The sequence below is a fragment of the Streptomyces sp. NPDC007901 genome (genome assembly GCF_042959465.1).
Classification (GTDB): domain Bacteria; phylum Actinomycetota; class Actinomycetes; order Streptomycetales; family Streptomycetaceae; genus Streptomyces.
This window is the reverse complement of the sequence record NZ_JBIBKW010000005.1, coordinates 620,927-640,635: the sequence shown is the minus strand read 5'-3', so window position 1 is coordinate 640,635 and position 19,709 is coordinate 620,927. Positions and strand designations below refer to the sequence as shown.

At 71.2% G+C, this 19,709-nt stretch carries 19 protein-coding genes, 1 pseudogene and 1 riboswitch; of the genes and pseudogenes, 7 read left to right on the top strand and 13 right to left on the bottom strand.

Going from position 1 to position 19,709, the window contains the following annotated elements; genetic code table 11:
- Positions 1-7 precede the first annotated feature (7 nt).
- Positions 8-697 carry a TetR family transcriptional regulator gene (locus ACFZDK_RS20305; protein WP_390974186.1) on the top strand — a complete coding sequence of 230 codons (690 nt, stop codon included), beginning with the start codon at positions 8-10 and terminating at the stop codon, positions 695-697.
- A gap of 528 nt (positions 698-1,225) precedes the next feature.
- Here the strand turns inward: ACFZDK_RS20305 and ACFZDK_RS20300 are convergent.
- The 4 genes from ACFZDK_RS20300 to ACFZDK_RS20285 all read right to left on the bottom strand — a co-directional run bounded on the left by ACFZDK_RS20300 (position 1,226) and on the right by ACFZDK_RS20285 (position 4,670).
- Complete coding sequence (locus ACFZDK_RS20300) at positions 1,226-1,765, bottom strand: NAD(P)H-dependent oxidoreductase (protein WP_390974184.1); 540 nt, start codon at positions 1,763-1,765, stop codon at positions 1,226-1,228.
- A 130-nt stretch (positions 1,766-1,895) separates the two neighbouring features.
- Complete coding sequence (locus tag ACFZDK_RS20295) at positions 1,896-2,876, bottom strand: aldo/keto reductase (protein WP_390974183.1); 981 nt, start codon at positions 2,874-2,876, stop codon at positions 1,896-1,898.
- 390 nt (positions 2,877-3,266) lie between these two features.
- On the bottom strand, positions 3,267-3,749 hold the full coding sequence (locus ACFZDK_RS20290; protein ID WP_390974181.1) for a nitroreductase/quinone reductase family protein: 483 nt from the start codon (positions 3,747-3,749) through the stop codon (positions 3,267-3,269).
- 75 nt (positions 3,750-3,824) lie between these two features.
- Positions 3,825-4,670, bottom strand: a complete 846-nt coding sequence (locus ACFZDK_RS20285; protein ID WP_390974179.1) for an SDR family NAD(P)-dependent oxidoreductase — start codon at positions 4,668-4,670, stop codon at positions 3,825-3,827.
- A 247-nt stretch (positions 4,671-4,917) separates the two neighbouring features.
- On the opposite strand from ACFZDK_RS20285, the gene ACFZDK_RS20280 reads away from it, so the two are divergent.
- Entirely contained in the window at positions 4,918-5,877 is a 960-nt protein-coding gene (locus ACFZDK_RS20280; protein ID WP_390974177.1) for a helix-turn-helix domain-containing protein, read from the top strand.
- Between the two features lie 252 nt (positions 5,878-6,129).
- On the opposite strand, the pseudogene ACFZDK_RS20275 reads toward ACFZDK_RS20280, so the two are convergent.
- A pseudogene (locus ACFZDK_RS20275) lies at positions 6,130-6,292 on the bottom strand (glycosyltransferase); the annotation flags it as partial.
- Between the two features lie 221 nt (positions 6,293-6,513).
- Here ACFZDK_RS20275 and ACFZDK_RS20270 point away from each other — a divergent pair.
- Complete coding sequence (locus tag ACFZDK_RS20270; protein WP_390974175.1) at positions 6,514-8,493, top strand: ricin-type beta-trefoil lectin domain protein; 1,980 nt, start codon at positions 6,514-6,516, stop codon at positions 8,491-8,493.
- 73 nt (positions 8,494-8,566) lie between these two features.
- Here the strand turns inward: ACFZDK_RS20270 and ACFZDK_RS20265 are convergent, their stop codons facing one another.
- Together ACFZDK_RS20265 and ctaD are read right to left on the bottom strand one after the other, a co-directional pair.
- Positions 8,567-8,902 carry a hypothetical protein gene (locus tag ACFZDK_RS20265; protein WP_390974173.1) on the bottom strand — a complete coding sequence of 112 codons (336 nt, stop codon included), beginning with the start codon at positions 8,900-8,902 and terminating at the stop codon, positions 8,567-8,569.
- Positions 8,899-10,479: a cytochrome c oxidase subunit I gene (gene ctaD, locus ACFZDK_RS20260; RefSeq protein WP_390974171.1), complete on the bottom strand. Its 1,581-nt coding sequence runs from the start codon at positions 10,477-10,479 to the stop codon at positions 8,899-8,901. The genes ACFZDK_RS20265 and ctaD overlap by 4 nt, the downstream gene beginning before the upstream one ends.
- Positions 10,480-10,584: 105 nt before the next feature.
- Here ctaD and ACFZDK_RS20255 point away from each other — a divergent pair, with 105 nt between their 5' ends.
- A complete protein-coding gene (locus tag ACFZDK_RS20255; protein ID WP_390974169.1) occupies positions 10,585-11,127 on the top strand; it encodes a sigma-70 family RNA polymerase sigma factor in 543 nt (180 codons plus the stop codon).
- Complete coding sequence (locus tag ACFZDK_RS20250) at positions 11,120-12,091, top strand: CU044_5270 family protein (RefSeq protein WP_390974167.1); 972 nt, start codon at positions 11,120-11,122, stop codon at positions 12,089-12,091. The genes ACFZDK_RS20255 and ACFZDK_RS20250 overlap by 8 nt, the downstream gene beginning before the upstream one ends.
- Before the next feature lie 3 nt (positions 12,092-12,094).
- Here the strand turns inward: ACFZDK_RS20250 and ACFZDK_RS20245 are convergent, their stop codons facing one another.
- Both ACFZDK_RS20245 and ACFZDK_RS20240 read right to left on the bottom strand, forming a co-directional pair.
- Positions 12,095-12,943, bottom strand: a complete 849-nt coding sequence (locus ACFZDK_RS20245; protein ID WP_390974165.1) for a tetrahydrofolate dehydrogenase/cyclohydrolase catalytic domain-containing protein — start codon at positions 12,941-12,943, stop codon at positions 12,095-12,097.
- A 25-nt stretch (positions 12,944-12,968) separates the two neighbouring features.
- A riboswitch (ZMP/ZTP riboswitch) is annotated at positions 12,969-13,051 on the bottom strand.
- 172 nt (positions 13,052-13,223) lie between these two features.
- Positions 13,224-13,589, bottom strand: coding sequence for a nuclear transport factor 2 family protein (locus ACFZDK_RS20240; protein ID WP_390974163.1), 366 nt, complete (start codon positions 13,587-13,589; stop codon positions 13,224-13,226).
- A gap of 171 nt (positions 13,590-13,760) precedes the next feature.
- On the opposite strand from ACFZDK_RS20240, the gene ACFZDK_RS20235 reads away from it, so the two are divergent.
- Positions 13,761-14,057, top strand: coding sequence for a hypothetical protein (locus ACFZDK_RS20235; RefSeq protein WP_390974161.1), 297 nt, complete (start codon positions 13,761-13,763; stop codon positions 14,055-14,057).
- Positions 14,058-14,144: 87 nt separating this feature from the next.
- Here the strand turns inward: ACFZDK_RS20235 and ACFZDK_RS20230 are convergent, their stop codons facing one another.
- Both ACFZDK_RS20230 and ACFZDK_RS20225 read right to left on the bottom strand, forming a co-directional pair.
- Entirely contained in the window at positions 14,145-15,926 is a 1,782-nt protein-coding gene (locus ACFZDK_RS20230) for an ABC transporter transmembrane domain-containing protein (RefSeq protein ID WP_390974159.1), read from the bottom strand.
- A gap of 69 nt (positions 15,927-15,995) precedes the next feature.
- Complete coding sequence (locus tag ACFZDK_RS20225; RefSeq protein WP_390974157.1) at positions 15,996-16,571, bottom strand: rhodanese-like domain-containing protein; 576 nt, start codon at positions 16,569-16,571, stop codon at positions 15,996-15,998.
- 87 nt (positions 16,572-16,658) lie between these two features.
- Between ACFZDK_RS20225 and ACFZDK_RS20220 the strand changes: the two genes are divergently transcribed.
- Positions 16,659-16,946 carry a metal-sensitive transcriptional regulator gene (locus tag ACFZDK_RS20220; RefSeq protein WP_123979367.1) on the top strand — a complete coding sequence of 96 codons (288 nt, stop codon included), beginning with the start codon at positions 16,659-16,661 and terminating at the stop codon, positions 16,944-16,946.
- A 13-nt stretch (positions 16,947-16,959) separates the two neighbouring features.
- On the opposite strand, the gene ACFZDK_RS20215 is transcribed toward ACFZDK_RS20220, so the two are convergent.
- Positions 16,960-17,988 (bottom strand): TSUP family transporter, encoded by a 1,029-nt coding sequence (locus tag ACFZDK_RS20215; RefSeq protein WP_390974155.1) that lies wholly within the window; start codon positions 17,986-17,988, stop codon positions 16,960-16,962.
- A complete protein-coding gene (locus ACFZDK_RS20210) occupies positions 17,985-19,652 on the bottom strand; it encodes a rhodanese-like domain-containing protein (RefSeq protein WP_390974153.1) in 1,668 nt (555 codons plus the stop codon). The genes ACFZDK_RS20215 and ACFZDK_RS20210 overlap by 4 nt, the downstream gene beginning before the upstream one ends.
- Between the last annotated feature and the right edge of the window lie 57 nt (positions 19,653-19,709).

Below are 19,709 nucleotides of genomic sequence, written 5' to 3'. Positions count from 1 at the left end.
TGCTGCGGTGACGGCCCAAACTGACTCGCGTGACCGACGTCCGCGCCGAACGGCTCGCAGGCGGGTTGTCGATACTGGTCGGCGGGAGGAACTGCTGCGTCAGGCCGAGGCGATCATCCTGGCCGAAGGCTTCACCTCTGTGACCATGGATGAGCTCGCCCAGCGACTGGGGTGCTCCAAGGCGACGCTGTACAGTCTCGCCTCCACGAAGGAACAGCTGGTGCTGGCGGTCACCCGTGCCTTCTTCCGGGACGCTACAGCCGAGATCGAGCAGGCAGTCCAGGCCGAGCCCGACGCCAGGCAGCGCATCCGGGTCTACCTCAACGGCGTCGGCACCGCCATGCGCCGCCATTCCCACGCCTTCTACGACGACATGGTCGGCTACGAACCGACCGCACAGATCTACCGCAAGAACTCCGCCGCCGCCGCGCACCGAGTCCACGAACTCATCGAGGAGGGCGTGCAGACCGGCGTCTTCCGCGCACTCAACGGCCACTTCGCCGCCCATGTCGTGGCAGTCACCATCGACGCGGTCCAGTCGGGGGTCCTCCTGGAGAGGACCGGCCTGACCGCCGGTGACGCCTTCTCCGAGCTCGGGGACCTCCTGCTGGACGGGCTCAGCTCGGGACAGGGCGCTTCCGCGCCTCCTTCCACAGCCGGCCGCTCGCACAGGGGCCAGGTCTCGACACCCAGGTAAAGCGCGGAGAAGAGGGGTGCACTTCGCGGATCGTCTCTGAGCGAGAGCACGACAGGTGCGACGCCTGCGCCCCCTCTGGATGCATGCGTCGGACTCTCGCCGGAGAGGCGGGGGTCAAGACGCCGTCTCGCGCGAGCGGTACGCCCCTCCCCACACCGACCGCTCCGGTAGCGGCCTCCTGGTTCGCGGCGGTGAGGATCCCGCGCCCCGACGTGTCGGACTGAGCTGCGAAGCCGCCTCTCACAACATCTTCCCCCGGAGAAGATGCGGCCGCGGCAGCGATGTCGCGAGGGGCGGGTGTTCGGTCCGCGCCCTGACGGGACTGGAGCATGACCAGGTCGGGACGCGCGAAGGGGATCCTGCACAAGCCGTCCGGCTTGATTTATGCGCTGTTGGACGTGCTCACGCTGCAACTCCAGATCCGCCGAGCCGACGGTGCTCGGCGACGAGCGGTCGCAGTTTCACGAAGACCAGACCATCACGGCTGCGTCGCGGACGGCGAGGGCGACTGTCCTCGTGGGAGTGCGGTCAGGCGGCGAAGGAGGCGAGCAGTTCGTTGTACTGCTTGGCGGCGGTGGCCAGGTCTTCGTCGGAGAGGCCGAAGGCGGTTCCGTACAGCTTGACCATCGGCTGGATGTCGAACTGGCAGAGCCGCAGGGTGGCGTGCCAGCTGCTGAGCAGTGTCTCGATGGTGGCCTGATTCGAGCCTTCGGGGGTGTAATGCTCGGCGGGGACGCCGGTGGTGACGGCGACGACGGCCTTCTTGCCGGCCAGCTGCGAGGCGGAGCCGTCCATGGTGAAGGCCCAGCCGAGGGTGAGGACCCTGTCCTGCCACTGCTTGAACAGAGGGGTGGTGTTGTACCAGAACACCGGGTGCTGGAAGACGACCACGTCGTGTTCGGCCAGCAGTGCCTGCTCGGCGTCGACGTCGATCTGGAAGTCGGGGTAGGTGGCGTAGAGGTCGTGCACGGTGACATGGGCCAGCTCGCGGACGGCGTCCACGAGCGCCGCGTTGGCCCTCGACTGGGACAGGTCGGGGTGGCCGACGACAAGAAGAACCTTGGACATGGTGAGCCTTTTCAGTGATCAGGGAGAGGGTGAAGGGACGCGGATTGGTCGGTGTGACGGGTCAGGGACCTTCGCCGGGGCGCCGGACCGTCGCGAAGTCCAGGAGCGCGGGCTTGGCCAGGCACAGCGGTCAGTGGTCGATGCTGGCCATGTTGGCCTCGTCGTGGCGTTCGCCGGCGGCGGGTGTGAGGTTGTTGAGGCGGTCGAGCTGGTCGGCGGTGAGTTCGATGCCGTCGGCGGCGGTGTTTTCTTCGACGCGGGTGACCCGCCGGGTTCCGGGGATGGGTGCGATGTCGTCGCCGCGGGTCAGCAGCCAGGCCAGTGCGGTCTGTGCGGGGGTGGCGCCGATCTCGGCGCCGATGGCCCGCACCTCGTCGACGATGCGTAGGTTGCGCTGGAAGTTCTCGCCGGTGAAGCGCGGGTTGGTCTTGCGCCAGTCGTCGTCGGCGAAGTCGTCGACGGTGCGGATTTGCCCGGTCAGCAGGCCGTGGCCGAGCGGGGAGTAGGGCACGAATCCGATGCCGAGCTCGCGCAGCAGCGGGAGGATTTCGGCCTCGACGTCGCGGGTCCACAGGGAGTATTCGGTCTGCAGCGCGGCCACCGGATGGACGGCGTGTGCCCGGCGGATCGTCTCGGGGCCGGCCTCGGAGAGGCCGATGTGGCGCACCTTGCCCTCGGCGACCAGTTCGGCCAGCGCGCCGACGGTCTCCTCGATGGGGGTGTTCGGGTCGACGCGGTGCTGGTAGTAGAGGTCGATGTGGTCGGTGCCGAGCCGCAGGAGTGAGCCTTCGACGGCGGTCTTCACGTTGGCGGGGCTGCTGTCGATGACGCCGGGGCCGTTGCCGGTGTGCGAGACGAGACCGAACTTCGTCGCGATGACGACGTCGTCGCGGCGGCCCTTGATGGCCTGGCCGACGATTTCCTCGCTGTGGAAGGGGCCGTAGATCTCGGCGGTGTCGATGTGGGTGACCCCGAGGTCCAGCGCACGGTGGATGGTGCGGATCGACTCGGCGTCATCGAGGTCCCCGCCCGTGGTGTAGGTGCCGGCCATGGTCATGGCTCCCAGGCCGATGCGGGAGACACCGAGCCCGCCCAGTGATACGTGCTTCATCAGGTACTCCTTGTCGTGACGGCCGTCAGGCCGGTCGGTGGTCGTGCGTAGTGGGGTGCGCCAACCGTTGGCGGGCCGTGCTGGGGTGATCCGCGCGCTGTCGACGCGGGCGCCGTTGGCCGGGTCGCGGGTCGCGGGTCGGGGCCGTAGGCGTCACCCGGTGGCTGCCGGCCTCGGCCTGGCGTGGTGCTCAGACGTGGATGTCGTCGCAGGTCAGGCTGCCGAGGACATCCGTGCCGCAGTCGTCCGTGATGTGCTCGTCCAGGCAAGCCGGGCGCGCACCCGGCCGATCACGGGGGATGCGAACCGGCCGCTGTCAGGTGGGGTCCGACGCTGGTGTTGGCAGGACCAGCCGGCGGGGGATCCGTGGGTTGGCCCGGCTGCGCCGGGTCAGTGCTCGGGGGCTGCCGGCTCCAGAACGAGGACCGGTATCTCACGGTCCGTGTTCTTCTGGTACTCGGCATAGTCAGGGAAGGCCTCGACGGCTCGGGCCCACCACAAGGCCTTCTCGTCCCCGGTCACCTCGCGTGCCAGCATGTCCTGGCGCACCGGGCCGTCCTGCAGCTCGACCCGGGGATCGGCCACCGCGTTGTGGTACCAGACGGGGTGGGTGGGGGCTCCCGCCATGGAGGCGACCGCGGCGTAGGAGCCGTCGTGCTCCACCCGCATGACCGGCGTCTTGCGGATCTTGCCGCTCTTCGCGCCCAGGGTGGTCAGGATGACGACGGGCAGGTCCCGGAGCCTCTCGTCCTCTTCCCGTGCGACCAGGACACTCAGCGTCGTTCCCTGCGTACCGCCGGAGCTTTCGTACAGCTCCACCTGGTCACGCACAAACTGCGCCTTGCTCGGCTCGTACTCGCCTTTGAGGGGCATGTTGACTCTCTCCGTGCTGTCGAAAAGGCACCCGGCAGCCGTCCTCCGTCCCGGCAGGGGTGCGGGGCGTGGTGCTCAGACGTGAGCGTCGTCGTAGGCCAGGCGGCCGCCCAGCTCGCGGGATGCCTCGGCCTGGGCAAGGAGCTCCTTCGCCTTGACCTCGGCAGCCTCGATGGCGTCCGCACCGGCGACGAACCGCAGCAGCGGCTTGTCCTGGCCGACGATGGTCAGCAGGGCGCGGGCGAGCTTGGCCGGGTCGCCGGGCTGCTGGCCGTTCATGCTCTTCATGCCCTCGATCCGCGGGGCGGTGCGCGGGGCGTAGTCGTCGATGGACAGCTCGGGCCAGTTGGTGGAGCCGTCCACGAGGAGTTCGGTGCGGAAGTAGCCGGGCTCCACAATCGTGGTGTTGATGTTGTACGGCTCGACGTCGTGACGCAGGGACTCCATCCAGCCCTCTTCCGCGAACTTGGAGGCCGCATAGGCGGAGGTGAACTCCATGCCGACCAGGCCGGCGGTCGAGGTGATGGTGATGATGTGGCCTGCACGCTGCTTGCGCAGGATGGGCAGGACGGCGCGGGTGACGTTCATCGGGCCGAAGAGGTTGGTCTCGAACTGCCGGCGCATCTGCGCCGGCGAGATCTCCTCGAAGTACCCGGTGAAGAGGTTCCCGGCGTTGTTGATCAGGACGTCGATGCGGCCGAAGCGGTCGACGGCTGCCTGCGCGGCGGCCTCGGCCTCCTCCAGGCTGGTGACGTCGAGCCTGGTGACCAGCAGATTGTCCTGCGGCCCTCCGAGGGTCTTCTCGACCTCTTCGGGGCGGCGGCCGGTGGCGACGACCTGGTGGCCGGCGGTGAGGGCCTCGCGGGCGATGTCCGTGCCCAGACCGCGTCCGGCACCGGTGACGAGAATGACCTTGCTCATGGGGGGTTTCCTTTCAGGCGCCGAGATCCGGCACCCGCTGTCTGCGGGGATGATGCGTTGCAGCGCGGAGAGCGCCGCAGAGGAGGCTGGGACCGGCGGCACGAACGCCGTCTGTCTGGACGGTTCACACCGCCGTGGGCGGTGCACCACCAACAAAACCGGCTGTCACGCGAGGGCGGGAGTCCCTGATGAGGGGGTCACTGACAGGGCCCCCCAACCCGGCGGATGCGCTCGTAGAGTGAAGCGCATGGCAGGCAGAAACGACCCCAACGGCACAAACCGCGACATTCGCGATGATTTCCGCGCGGAGATCCGGGAATTCCTCGGCACGCGACGGGCCAAGGTCACCCCCGAGCAGGCCGGCCTGCCCCTGTACGGCGGAGAGCGCCGACGGGTCACCGGGCTGCGCCGCGAGGAGGTCGCCCTCCTCGCGGGCATCTCCAGCGAGTACTACACCCGGCTGGAGCGCGGCAACGCCACCGGCGTCTCCGAGAGCGTCATCGAAGGCATCGCGCAAGCACTTCAGCTCGACGAGGCCGAACGCATCCACCTGCTCGACCTCCTACGCGGCGCCGGCACGACCCGCCCGCCACGCCGCCGCCCGGCCCAGCAGCGTGTACGGCCCGCGGTGCAGCGCGTCCTTGACTCAATGGCCGGCACACCCGCTTTCATCCTCAGCGGGCGCGGGGACATCCTGGCCGCCAACGACCTCGGGCGCGCCCTGTTCTCCCCCGTGTACGCCGACCCGGAACGGCCCCCCAACAACGCACGGTTCGTCTTTCTCAGCACGCACGCGACCGCGTTCTTCCGCCACTGGGACGAAGTCGCAGGCGACACGGTCGCCATGCTGCGCGCCGAGGCCGGCCGCGACCTCTACGACCGACGGCTGACGGACCTGATCGGGGAGCTGTCCACCCGCAGCGAGGAATTCCGTCGCCGCTGGGCGGCCCACAACGTCCGCATGCACACCACCGGCGTGAAACTCCTCCACCACCCGGTCGTCGGCGACCTCGACCTGCCCTTCGAAACCTTCCCGCTCCCCGACGGCCCCAGCCAGTTCCTCCTCACCTACACCGCTGAACCCCACTCACCGTCGCAGGACGCCCTGAACCTGCTGGCCAGCTGGGCCGCGACCAACGACGACATCGAGCGGTCCGCGCCGGTCAACGACTCCCAGCCCGCCGACTCGGGCGAGACACCGGACTGACCGACGAGCCACGCGAGTCGATCTGCGGCCCGGGACCGCTGGGGTGACCTTGCACTCCAGCTCGCGGCACTGCGGACAAACGGACAACTGCCAACCCCCCCCCGCCATGACTTCTGTTCCGCGACCAGGTGCCCCGGCAGCGTCGCGCCGTAGGGGCCGGGCCCCCGAGCGAGACCGGCGAACGGATCACTGAACTCCCGTATGAACGGGGTCACTTCGCGTGGCCGTGCCAGTTCCCGGCGAGTGAAGTGAAGGAAGGGGATGGGAGCCGACCCCGGACCCGTCCACCAGCTCCGCGAAACGGGCGTGGGTGACCAGGGTGACCTCGTGTCCGGCCAGGCTCAGCCCGTGCCCGAGACCGGTGTAGGGGGGCCACATCGCCCCGGGAACCCGCCGTCGTGATCGCTACGCGCACGAGCGGCAGTATGGCGGTGCGCGGGTCCTCGTGGGTCCTCGTGGGTCCTCGTGGGGGGTGAACGGCCCGAAGGAGGCGCCGAGTTCACCCCTGTCACAGCCGTTGACTTCACCCTCCGGCGGCTCTACGTTCGGCGCGCGACACGTTCGGAACATCGATCCAAGTTCGAAATCACGAACGTTTCGGGTCGGACACCCCGTGCACCCCCGTGGAGGAGCCGCATGTACCCCCCGCCCAGATCGACCGGCCGCGGTCTCGTACGACACCTGTGGGCCGCCGCCGTACGCGCCCTCGCCCTGACCCTGACGGCCGCCGCCGCGCTGCTCTTCGCCTCGCCGGGACCGGCCCAGGCGGCGACCGTGGCGCAGGTCTCGGTGCCCACCGCCCCGATGGGCTGGGCCTCCTGGAACAGCTTCGCGTCGAAGATCGACTACGACGTCATCAAGGCGCAGGTCGACGCGTTCGTCGCGGCCGGGCTGCCCGCCGCCGGCTACAAGTACATCAACATCGACGAGGGCTGGTGGCAGGGCACCCGGGACAGCGACGGCAACATCACCGTCGACACCAGTGAGTGGCCCGGCGGCATGAGCGCCATCGCCGACTACATCCACAGCAAGGGCCTCAAGGCCGGCATCTACACCGACGCCGGCTACAACGGCTGCGGCTACTACTACCCGACCGGCCGCCCCGCCGCCGCCAACACCGGCAGCGAGGGGCACTACGCCCAGGACATGCTCCAGTTCTCGAAGTGGGGCTTCGACTTCGTGAAGGTCGACTGGTGCGGCGGCGACGCCGAGGGCCTGGACGCGGCCACCACCTACAAGTCGATCAGCTCGGCCGTCAGCACGGCCGCCGCGACCACCGGCCGCCCGCTGACCCTGTCCATCTGCAACTGGGGCTACCAGAACACCTGGAACTGGGCGACGGGCCTCGCCCCCATGTGGCGGACCAGCACGGACATCTACTACTACGGCGGCACCGCGTCCCAGTCGGCCGTCCTGTCCAACTTCGACCAGACCCTGCACCCGGCCGCCCAGCACACCGGCTACTACAACGACCCCGACATGCTCACCGTCGGCATGTCCGGCCTCACGGCCGCCCAGAACCGCACCCACATGGCCCTGTGGGCGATCTCCGGCGCCCCGCTCCTGGCCGGCAACGACCTCACCACGATGACCAGTGAGACGGCCGCCATCCTCAAGAACTCCGACGTCATCGCCGTCGACCAGGACGCGCGCGGGCTGCAGGGCGTCAAGGTCGCCGAGGACACCACCGGTCTGCAGGTCTACAGCAAGGTCCTCGCCGGCACCGGCAACCGCGCGGTCGTGCTGCTCAACCGCACCTCCTCCGCCGCGAACATCACCGCCCGCTGGTCCGACCTCGGCCTGACCAGCGCGTCCGCGACGGTCCGCGACCTGTGGGCGCAGTCGAACCTCGGGTCGTACAGCACCAGTTACACCGCCGGCGTGCCGGCCGGCGGCTCGGTCATGCTCAAGGTCAGCGGGGGCACGGAGGCGTCCGGCACGAGCTACAGCGCCACCTCCACCGGCAAGTACACGAGCGTGAGCGCGGCGAGCACCGGGCTGAGCGTCGTCGACGTCGCCTACACCAACACCGGCTCCACCGCCGTCACCGGCACGCTCCAGGTCAACAGCCAGACCGCCACGACCGTCTCCTTCCCGCCGACCGGGTCCTCGCAGGGCACCGTCTCGGTACAGGTCGACCTGAGCAAGGGGTCGGGCAACTCGCTGACCTTCACCGGGAGTTCGCTGCCGACGCTCGGTTCGATCGTGGTGAGTCCGGTTCCGGGCGCCAACGGCACACTCCTCGTCGGCAAGCAGTCCAGCCGGTGCGCCGACATCTACAACAACACCATCACCAACGGCACCCAGGCGGAGATCTGGGACTGCAACGGTGGCCAGAACCAGGCCTGGACGTACACCTCCCGCAAGGAGTTCGTGGTGTACGGCAACAAGTGCCTGGACGCGTACAACCTGGGCACCACCAACGGCACCAAGGTCGTGATCTGGGACTGCAACGGGCAGAACAACCAGAAGTGGAACGTCAATTCGGACGGGACGATCACGAACGTCAATGCCGGGTTGTGCCTGGATGTGTATGGGGCGGCGACCAGTAACGGGAGCTCGCTGGTGTTGTGGACCTGCAATGGCGGGACCAATCAGCAGTGGAGTCAGAGCTGAGTCGAGTGGGTTGTTCGTCGGGCGCGGGTGAGTTGTGGCTGGTCGCGCAGTTCCCCGCGCCCCTTTGGGGCGCTCATGTGGCGAGCGTCAGTAGTGTGGTTGCCGTCAGCAGGGCGCAGAGTAGGACGAAGCCGGCCATCAGTTGCTGCCGGAGTGTTCGGTATCTGGCTTCGTACTCGCCTCTCAGTTCCTCGCCGCGTTCCGCTGTGCGGTGCCAGGAGGTGCGGGCCAGGCCGAGGTACTCGGTTTCCAACTGGCGTTCCAGATCCTCCCGTTGCGGGTCCGTCAGCCAGCCGAGCCGGTCCGCCGTTCTGGCCGCCGCCGCACGGCACTCCTCCTGGGCCGACGCCAGCAGCAGATGTCCCTCGATCTCGGCGACCAGCGCCCGCTCCTCCTCCTGTGCCGTCATCGTGTGGTCAGCTCCCGCTCGTCGAACGCCGGGGACTCGCTGCGTATCCGCGGCAGGGACGTGAAGTTGTGGCGTGGCGGTGGGCAGGAGGTCGTCCACTCGAGTGAACGGCCGTAGCCCCACGGGTCGTCGACCTCGACGCTCTTTCCGTACTTCGCCGTCTTCCAGACGTTGTAGAAGAACGGGAGCAGGGAGGAGCCCAGCAGGAACGAGAAGATCGTCGAGATGGTGTTGAGGGTGGTGAACCCCTCGACCGCCAGGTAGTCGGGGATCCGGCGCTGCATGCCCTCGGCGCCCAGCCAGTGCTGGACGAGGAAGGTGCCGTGGAAGCCGATGAAGAGGGTCCAGAAGGTGATCTTGCCGAGGCGTTCGTCGAGCATCTTGCCGGTGAACTTGGGCCACCAGAAGTGGAAGCCCGAGAACATCGCGAAGACGACCGTACCGAAGACCACGTAGTGGAAGTGGGCGACGACGAAGTACGAGTCGGAGATGTGGAAGTCGATGGGTGGGGACGCCAGCATCACCCCGGTGAGGCCGCCGAAGAGGAACGTGACGAGGAAGCCGGTGGCCCAGAGCATGGGGGTCTCGAAGGAGAGCGAGCCCTGCCACATGGTGCCGATCCAGTTGAAGAACTTCACGCCCGTCGGGACGGCGATGAGGAAGGTCATGAAGGAGAAGAAGGGGAGGAGTACGCCGCCGGTGACGTACATGTGGTGCGCCCAGACGGTGACGGACAGCCCGGCGATGGCGATGGTCGCCGCGACCAGGCCCATGTAGCCGAAGATCGGCTTGCGGGAGAAGACCGGGATCACCTCGCTGATGATGCCGAAGAACGGCAGGGCGATGATGTAGACCTCCGGGTGGCCGAAGAACCAGAAGAGGTGCTGCCAGAGCAGCGCTCCGCCGTTGGCCGCGTCGAAGACGTGGGCCCCGAACTTGCGGTCCGCCTCCAGGGCGAAGAGCGCGGCGGCGAGGACGGGGAAGGCGAGCAGGACCAGCAGTGCCGTGAGGAGCACGTTCCAGACGAAGATCGGCATCCGGAACATGGTCATTCCGGGGGCGCGCATGCAGATGATCGTGGTGATGAAGTTGACCGCGCCGAGGATGGTGCCGAAGCCGGAGAAGGCCAGCCCCATGATCCACATGTCGGCGCCGATGCCCGGGGTGCGCACCGCGTCCGAGAGCGGGGCGTAGGCGAACCAGCCGAAGTCGGCGGCGCCCTGCGGGGTGAGGAAGCCGCCCACCGCGATGAGTGACCCGAGCAGGTAGAGCCAGTAGGCCAGCATGTTCAGGCGCGGGAAGGCCACGTCGGGGGCGCCGATCTGGAGCGGCATGATCCAGTTGGCGAAGCCCGCGAAGAGCGGGGTGGCGAACATCAGCAGCATGATCGTGCCGTGCATGGTGAAGGCCTGGTTGAACTGCTCGTTCGACATGATCTGCAGGCCCGGGCGGGCCAGTTCGGCGCGCATCAGCAGGGCCATCGCTCCGCCCACGCAGAAGAACGAGAACGCCGTGACCAGGTAGAGCGTTCCGATCGTCTTGTGATCCGTGGTCGTGAGCCACTTGAGGTTCCTCATGCCCCGCCTGTGTCCGGGCGGTACGGACCGGTCACACTCGACGGGTGCGACGAGCGTCACGGAGAAGGGTGTGACGATCGGGAAGGTGCTGGACAAGAACCGAACATGAGCAACGACGAGATCTTCGCCGCTGCCTATCGCGAGTACTACTGGGCGGTCAGCCGTTATGTCGCGCGGCGACTGGACGGGCGGACCAGCGAGGTGGAGGAAGTGGTGGCGGAGGTGTTCACGGTGGCCTGGCGGCGCCGCGCCGATCTGCCGGCGGCCCCGCTGCCCTGGCTGTACGGCGTGGCACGCAACTGCCTCGCCAACGCGGTACGCGGGTACGGGCGGCGGCGCCGGCTGGTGGACCGGCTGGGCAACGACGAGACCGCGCACGGGCGGTCCGTCGTGGCCGGCCCGGACACCGAGCGGCCGGGCGCCTGGGTGCACGAGGCGCTGTTCCGGCTGTCCCCGGCCGACCAGGAGGTGCTGCGGCTGACCGCGTGGGAGGAACTGGGCGTCGACGAGGTCGCCGTGGTCCTCGGCTGCGGCAGCCGCGCGGCGGCGATGCGGCTGCACCGCGCCCGCCGCCGGCTCAGAGCCGAGATCGACCGACTGCGCCCCCCTGCCGCCGAGCCCCTCCCCGAGGAACACCGCCATGGCTGACGAACTCGACCTGCTGCGCGCCGCCGACCCGATGCCCGCCGGCGGCCCCCACTTCGGCGACGGCCCCCTGGACCACACCGCCGAACGGCACCTCGACCGGCTGCTGCACGACCCCCGCCCCGGACGCCGGACCTGGGTGCGGCCGCGGCTGGCCTGGGGGCTGACAGCGGCGGCCGTGGTGGTCGCCACCGCGCTGACCGTGCTGCTCGGCGGCTCCGGCACCGCGCCCGCGGTCGCCGCACCCCGGCCGCTGACCGTCCGCGCCCACTCCACCCCCGTACCGCTCGCACAGGTCGCGATACTGGCCGCGGTGGCGGCCCAGGACGGGTCCCCGGCGCTGCGCCAGGGCACCCATGTGCAGTCCTGGAGCCTCGGCATGAGCGACGACAAGCCGCCCGTCACCCTGCCCGAGGAGCGGGTCGTGCGCTGGCGGGCGGACGCCAGTCACACCGAGGTGGTCGTGGCGACCGACCCGGGGCACCCGGGCCGGTCCGTGCTCACCGACGACGGACTGGTCGAGGACGGCCATGTGCTCAGCCGGCGCACCTTCCCGCCGATGTGGGGCGACGCCCCACCCCTGTCGACGCCGCCGCACGACCCGACGAAGCTGCACGCCTACCTGGCCGAGCTGATCCACACCGACACCCGCACCACCGCCGGACTGCTCGACGCCACCCAGGAGTTGCTGGACAACTGGACGCTGGGGGCGCGGGAGTCCGCCGCCCTGGCCGAGCTGTTCGCCGACGCCCGGGGGCTGCGTCCGGTCGGCCAGGTCACCGACCGGCTGGGCCGCACCGGGCAGGCGTACGTCTACGACGGGAGGGACGACGGCGGGCGGCGGATGCTGATCCTGGACCCGGCCACCGGTGCCGTACTCGGCCTGGAGACCACGTTCACCCGGGACGCCCCGGAGTACGGGGTGCACGCCGGGGACGTCATGGAGTACCGCGCCTGGATGCGCTGACCCTCACACCCCGAGCTGCCGGGCGGCCGCGGCCACCGTCTGCTCCAGCAGCAGGGCGATGGTCATCGGGCCGACACCGCCCGGCACCGGCGTGATCAGCGAGGCCCGCTCGACGGCGGTGTCGAAGTCGACGTCACCGACGTTGCCGGCGTTGTAGCCCGCGTCGACGACGACCGCGCCCGGCTTGATGTCCTGGCCCCGGATCAGCCGGGGGCGGCCGACGGCGGCGACCACGATGTCCGCCTCGCGGACCACCGCCGACAGGTCGCGGGTGCGGGAGTGGCAGTAGGTGACGGTGGCGTCCCGGGCGAGCAGGAGCATGCCGGCCGGCTTGCCCAGGATCGCGCTGCGGCCGACGACCACCGCGCGCTTCCCGGCCGGGTCTACGTCGTAGGCGTCGAGGAGGCGCAGGATGCCGCCGGGAGTGCAGGAGACGAAGCCCGGCAGGCCGAAGCTCATCGTCGCGAACGACGCGAAGGTCACGCCGTCCACGTCCTTCTCCGGCGCGATCGCCTCGAACGCGGCCCGCTCGTCGATGTGTTCGCCGACCGGGTGCTGGAGCAGGATGCCGTGCACGGCCGGGTCGGCCGACAACTCCCGCAGGGTGGCGACGAGTTCATCGGTGGTCGTGGTGGCGGGCAGGGCCACCTGCCGGGAGGCGATACCGGCCTTGCGGCTGCGGTTCTGCTTCATCCGGACGTAGGTGACGGAGGCCGGGTCCTCGCCGACCAGCACGGTCGCCAGGCACGGTGTGACACTCGTGCGGGCGGTGAGGTCGGCGGCCTTCTTCGCGGTCTCCTCGACGATCCGGCGGGCGACGGCGGTGCCGTCCATGAGACGGGCCTGGGTCATGCGGCACACTCCTGAGCTGATTGACTTTGATCGCCCAGGCGCACGGCATCGACAGTGCGGACCGCTCCCCGGTGGTGCTCCACCTCAGCGCCAGTCACGGTCCGCCCCCAGGGTAACCGAGGCGTTCAGCGCTTCCGGCGGCGGTGCGCCGCCCGCAAGGCAGCCTGCAGCAGGGTCACGGACACCCGGGGCTGTCTGCGACGGGTGTGTCCGAGGCCGGCCCGCGCCGAGAAGGTCCAGGTCACGCGGGTGCTGACCTGGACCCTCGCGCCTCTGCTGACTACTCGTCCCATGCCTGGATCATGATCTGTTCGGCGATCTTGCCGTTGCGGAGCGTGATCATCGACTCGGCGAGCACCCGGACGCCGTCCCCGTACTCACAGGACTCGGAGAAGGCGGCCCGGTCGCCCTGCACGATGCACTGGTCCAGCCGGTGCGTCATGTCGCGGCCGTAGATGTCGTCCAGCATCGCGGCGATGTCCCGGCGGCCGTGCAGGACCTTGGGGTGGCTGGGCTGGGTGTTGCGGTCGACGATGCGGATCTCCGCGTCGTCCGTGTAGAGCGCCAGCAGGGTGTTCCCTGTATTGCCCTCGATGGCCCGGCGCAATGTCTCGGTGTCGAATGTGGAGCCGGTCGCGGTGCCCATAGTGACCTCCTGGGAGGGCCCGCGGCCCGATGCGGAGGGGTCGCGAGAGCCCTCACTCCGAGCGTCCTCCGGCCCGCCGGGCTCGGCAAGCGCAGGCCGGGCGCTCCGCCTGACGGGTGAGGGGGACCGGCTGCCCGTGTCCGGTCCGGCGCCGGGGCCGTTGCTGAAGACATGATCTCAACACGACGTATCGTCGCCGCCGTCGGCCTCGCGGTCGGGGTCACCGGCCTCGCCGCGCCGCTGGCCAACGCGGCCGACGCGAGCGCGCAGCAGCCCGTGAAGCTCAGCGCGCTCGGCATGCTCGACTCGGTCGCCCGCAGCGACGTCCCGGCGCACTACCAGGACCGGATCCCGAAGGTCTCGGAGCAGCTGCAGGGGCTGAGCGGGGTCCAGCGGCTCGGTGAGCTCCACCAGATCACCGATCTGGCCGCGCCGGTGATGGGGCTGGTGCCGGGCATCGAAGCCTGATCCCCGCCGCGCGTTCGAGGGCCGTCCCACGAGGGGGCGGCCCTCCGTCGCGCTCTGTACACGGCCCCACGTCGCCCCGCGCCGTCCTCAGGGCGCGGAGGCCAGGAACTGCGTAGCGGCCAGCTCCGCGTAGAGCGGGTCCGCCGCCACCAGCTCCCGGTGGGTGCCCACCGCACGGACCTGTCCCGCGTCCATGACGACGATCCGGTCCGCCATCGTCACCGTCGACAGCCGGTGCGCGACCACCAGCACGGTGGTCGACCGCGCCACATCGGCGACCGTGTCCCTCAGGGCCGCCTCGTTCACCGCGTCCAGCTGCGAGGTCGCCTCGTCCAGGAGCAGCAGCCGGGGCCGGCGCAGCAACGCCCGGGCGATCGCCACCCGTTGCCGCTCCCCGCCGGACAGCTTGGTCCCGCGGTGCCCGACCAGCGTGTCCAGTCCCTGCGGCAGCCGCGCGACCAGCCCGTCGAGCCGGGTCGTCTTCACCACCCGGGTCACCGCGTCCTCGTCCGCCTCCGGGTTGCCGAGGAGCAGGTTGTCCCGGAGCGAGCCCGAGAGCACCGGCGCGTCCTGCTCGACATAGCCGATGGCCGAGCGCAGCAGGGGCAGGTCCCAGGCGTCCAGCGGGCGGCCGTCGAGGGTGATCGTGCCGGACTCGGGGTCGTAGAACCGCTCGATGAGCGAGAAGACGGTGGTCTTGCCCGCGCCGGACGGGCCGACGAACGCCGTCATGCCCCGCGCCGGTATGTCGAAGCCGACCCCGTGGTGGACGTACGGGAGGTCGTCCGCGTAGCGGAAACGTACGTCGGTGAAGGCGACCGAGGCCGGTTCGGCGCCCGCGGACGGCAACTCGGCGGGCGCGGCGGCGGGTTCGGCGGGCAGCCGCAGCGCCTCCTGGATCCGGGCGAGCGCGCCGGCGCCGGTCTGGTACTGGGTGACCGCGCCGACCACCTGCTGGATCGGGGACATCAGATAGAAGACGTAGAGCAGGAACGCCACCAGCGTGCCCACGCCGATCGCGCCGGTCGCCACCCGGGCTCCGCCCACCGCCAGCACCGTGATGAACGCCAGCTGCATCGCGAGGCCCGCCGTGTTGCCCGCCGCGGCCGACCACTTGGCGGCCCGCACGCTCTGCCGCCAGGACTCCTCGGCCGCGGCGTGCAGGGCCTGCTCCTCGCGGTGCTCGGCGCCCGAGGCCTTCACCGTGCGCAGCGCGCCCAGGACCCGCTCCAGCGAGGCGCCCATCACCCCGACCGCGTCCTGCGCCCGGCGGCTCGCCCGGTTGATGCGCGGCACGATCGTGCCCAGCACGGTGCCCGCGGCCGCGATCACCGCCAACGTGACGCCGAGCAGCACCGGATCGACCAGGCCCATCATCACCACGGTGGCGACCAGGGTGAGTCCGCCGGTGCCGAGCGCGACCAGCGAGTCCGTGGTGACCTCGCGCAGCAGGGTGGTGTCCGAGGTGATCCGCGCCATCAGGTCGCCCGGCTCGGTACGGTCCACGGCGGTGATCCGCAGCCGCAGCAGGTACGACGACAGGGTGCGCCGCGCGCCCAGCACCACCGACTCGGCCGTGCGCCGCAGGACGTACGAACCCAGCGCGCCCACCCCTGCGTTGGTCACCACCAGACCCGCCATCGCCAGCAACTTGCCGGTGATGGAACGGTCGTGGGACAGGTCCTCGATCAACCCCCGGGCCACCAGCGGCAGCAGCAGCCCGGTCGCCCCGGTCACCAGGGAGAGCACGGCACCCGCCAGCAGGGCCCAGCGGTGCGGCCGTACATAGGAGAGGAGCAGCCGGAACGCGGACGGTCCGGTCCGCTCTCCCGTCTCTCTCGTCACACGTGCGTCTGCGGCGGTGGTCACGGTGCTCCTCGTGCGGGCGATGGGCGGCGCACCAAGGCTACGACGGCCGGCCCCCGTACCGGCGTGCCGTCAGTCGCGGGCGGAGCCCAGGGCGGCGAGGGTCGCGTCGAGATCCGTCGCGCGCGGCCGGTTGTGCGGGAGCTTCGCCAGGACCGCGGCCATGCCGCAGGTGTCGGTGAGCGCCGAGAACACCAGGCCGCCCGCGACGCCGGCCGACAGCAGCAGCCAGGCCGGGTGGAGCTGCCCGAGGCCGAGCCCGGCGAGCACGAGGGCGCCGGCGGTGAGCCGGACCTGGCGCTCCATGGCCCACGTCGTACGGGACGTGTCCTGCGGGCTGTGCAGCGCGTGACCGCGCTCCGCCCAGCCTCGGGTGCCCCCGGTGATCGTGGCCGCCGGGATGCCGTGCTCGGCGAGGACCGCCCGGGCGTTCTCGGCGCGGGCGCCGGAGGCGCACACGAGGACGAGCTCGCCGTGCGCGGCACGCAGGGCGGGCAGGGCCCGGCGCAGCGCGTCCAGGGGGATGTTGTGGGCGCCGGGGATGTGACCGGAGGCGTACTCGCCCGGGGTGCGGACGTCGACGACGGTCAGCTCCGGGAGCCGGGCGAGGGCGTGGTCGGGGGTGAGGGCCGGGGGAGTGGTGGTCATGGGGGTGCGATCCTTTCGGAGGTGGGGAACTACGGGGGTTGCCCGAGGGCGGGGTAAAATACCCCTACGGGTATGGGAGGAGTGGTCGTGGAGCTTCAGTTCGAGGGCGACGAGCTCAAGTCGGTGCTGAATCGGCTGCGCCGGGCGCAGGGGCAGATCTCCGGAGTGATCAAGATGATCGAGGAGGGCCGTGACTGCGAGGACGTGGTCACCCAGCTCGCCGCCGCCTCGCGCGCCCTCGACCGGGCGGGCTTCGCGATCATCGCGACCGGCCTCCAGCAGTGCATCATCGATCCCGCCCGGAACGGGGCGGACGGCGAGACGACCGAGCAGATGAAGGCGCGGCTGGAGAAGCTGTTCCTGTCGCTCGCCTAGCGGCCGGCCGGCGTCAGAACACGGCGTCGGCCAGCATGAACGCGGCCACCGCGAGCAGCGCGCAGGCGAAGAGCCGCTGCAGGGTGCCCGCGGAGAGCCGGGCCGCGAGCCGTTTGCCGTCCCAGGCGCCAAGCACCGCGGCGGCCGCGAACGGGCCCACCGCCGACCAGTCGACCGGCGCCTGCGCACCGGCGCGCGCCGCCAGCGCGGTCAACGAGTTGATCGTGATGACCAGCAGGCTGGTGCCGATCGCCGCCCGCATCCGCAGGCCCACGACGTTCACCAGGGACGGTACGGCGAGAAAACCGCCGCCCACCCCGAGCACACCGGTCACCGCACCCAGACCCGCCCCGGCCCCGGCCACCCGGGAGACCCGCGCCGGCACCGGGCCGTCGGCGGACCCATCGGCCCCGGTGGCCCCTTCGGCCCCGGTGACCCCGGTGGCCCTGGTGGACCCTTCGGACACGGTGGCCCTGGTGGACCCTGCGGATGCGGTGGCCTTGTTGGACCCTGCGGATGCGGTGGCCTTGTTGGACCCTGCGGATGCGGTGGCCTTGGTGGCCCCTGCGGATGCGGTGGCCTTGGTGGATCCGGTGGATCCGGAAGACCCGGCGGCCCCGGTGGATCCGGAAGACCCGGTGACCGCGGCGGCCGCGGTGGACTCGGTAGACCCGTCCCCGGCGGCCGGCGGACGTAGCATCCGCAGCGCCGCCACGCCCGCGAGTACCGCGAACGCCCCGGTCAGCAGGGCGGCCGGGAGCAGCCGGGACACGGCCCCGCCGACCGCCGCGGGCACGATCCCGGCCGCGGCGAACACCGCCCCTGCCCGCCACCGTACGGCGCCCTCGCGGGCGTGGGCGACCAGTGCGGTGGCCGAGGTGACCGTGACGACGACCAGGCTCGCGGTGGTGGCCGCGGCCGGGGTGAAGCCGAGCAGATAGATCAACGCGGGGGCGGCCAGCACACTGCCGCCACCGCCCAGGGCCCCGAGCGCCAGACCGGTGACGGCCCCGGCGCCCAGCGCCAGCAGGAGCACGCTCATGCGGGGGTGTCCCCGGAGCTCACGGCGAGTCCGGCCGCGCGCCACGCGGTCATCCCGCCGACGACGTCCACCGCGTCCAGGCCCCGGGCCGTCAGCAGCGCCGCCGCCTCGCGTGAGCGCACGCCGGAACGGCAGATCACGACCAGCGGGCGGTCTCCGGCGGCCGGCGGCAGCGGGGCCCCGGCCGCCAGCGCGGACAGCGGGGCGTGCACGGCCTGCGGCGCATGACCGGCCGCCCATTCCCCGGCCTCGCGGACGTCCAGCAGGACGGCACCCGCGGCGGTGCGCTCGCGCGCCTCGGCGGGGCTCAGCCGGGCCATCGGCAGCCCGGCCTCGCCGGCCGCCGCGAAGCCGTCGTCGACGGCGACCACGTCCCGCCCGGCCGCGTCCAGCAGCGACGCGGCTACGGCGGCCCGCAGCCCGCCCGCGCAGTGCACCCACACCGTGCCGCCGGGTATCTCGCCCAGCCGCTCCCGCACCTGGTGCAGGGGTATGTGGAGCGAGCCGCGGATGTGCCCGCCGGCCCGTTCGGTGTCCCGGCGCACATCGAGGACGACGACCCCCCGCGTCCCCCGGGCGGCCAGCTCCGCGAACGTGGCGCGCGGGAAGGACCGGGGCTCGTCGCCCGCGCGCAGCCAGGCCCGCGGTGCGCCGGTGGCGGCCGCGGCCGGGCGGTCGATGCCGACGCGGGTCAGCTCCCGCTGGGCGGCGGCGAGCTGGGCCGCCGACTCGGCCAGCAGCGTGACCGGCTTGCCCCAGGGCAGCAGCCAGGCCAGGTAGGTGGCGAGCTGTCCGTCGGCCGCGAAGTTGAGAGTGCCCGGGACATGCCCCTCGGCGAACGCCACCCGGGTGCGCAGGTCCACGACCCACTCCCCGGCGGCCAGCCGCGCCGCGATCTCCTCGGCGTCCGCCCGGCGCGGCGGCGTGAGGTCCACGGGGTCCGGGCCCCGGGAGTTCAGCGGGCCCATGTGGGCGTAGTAGGCGGGCACGTCGTCGAGCCCGGCCAGCAGCTCGGCGACGAACGTGTCCACGTCCTTGACCAGCGCCTCGTTCACCGCGCGCTCGCGGCCGATGGTGGTGGCCGTACCGGACGCGTCCCCGGCCGAGCAGAAGCTGCCGAAGCCGTGCGTCGGCAGCACCGCCGTCCCGTCCGGCAGCTCGGCGGCCAGCCGGTGCGCCGAGGCGTGCTGCGCCCGGGCCAGCTCACCGGTCAGCCGGGGCTCCACCAGGTCGGGGCGGCCGACCGTCCCGATCAGCAGCGAGCCCCCGGTGAAGACGGCCGTCGCCCGGCCGGCCTCCTCCAGGACGTAGGAGGTGTGGTGCGGGGTGTGCCCGGGCGTGGCCAGCGCGCGCAGCGCCAGCCCCGGCTCGATCTCCAGCACGTCCCCGTCGGCCACCGGCACCCGCTCGTACGCCACCCGCGCCCCGGCCGGCACCGCGTAGGCGGCCCCGGTCAGCCGGGCCAGCTCAAGGCCGCCGGAGACGTAGTCGTTGTGCACATGGGTCTCGACGACGTGTGTGAGCCGCACTCCGCGCCGGGCGACGGCCTCGATCACCCGGTCGATGTCCCGGGGCGGATCCACCGCGACGGCGCCGTGCGCCCCGCCCGCCAGGTAACCGCGGTTGCCCAGTCCGGGCACCTCGATGGTGTCGACGAAGGACACGGCAGCACTCCTCTCCTCGATCCCCGGAAATTACCCCCAGGGGTATGCTCACCACCG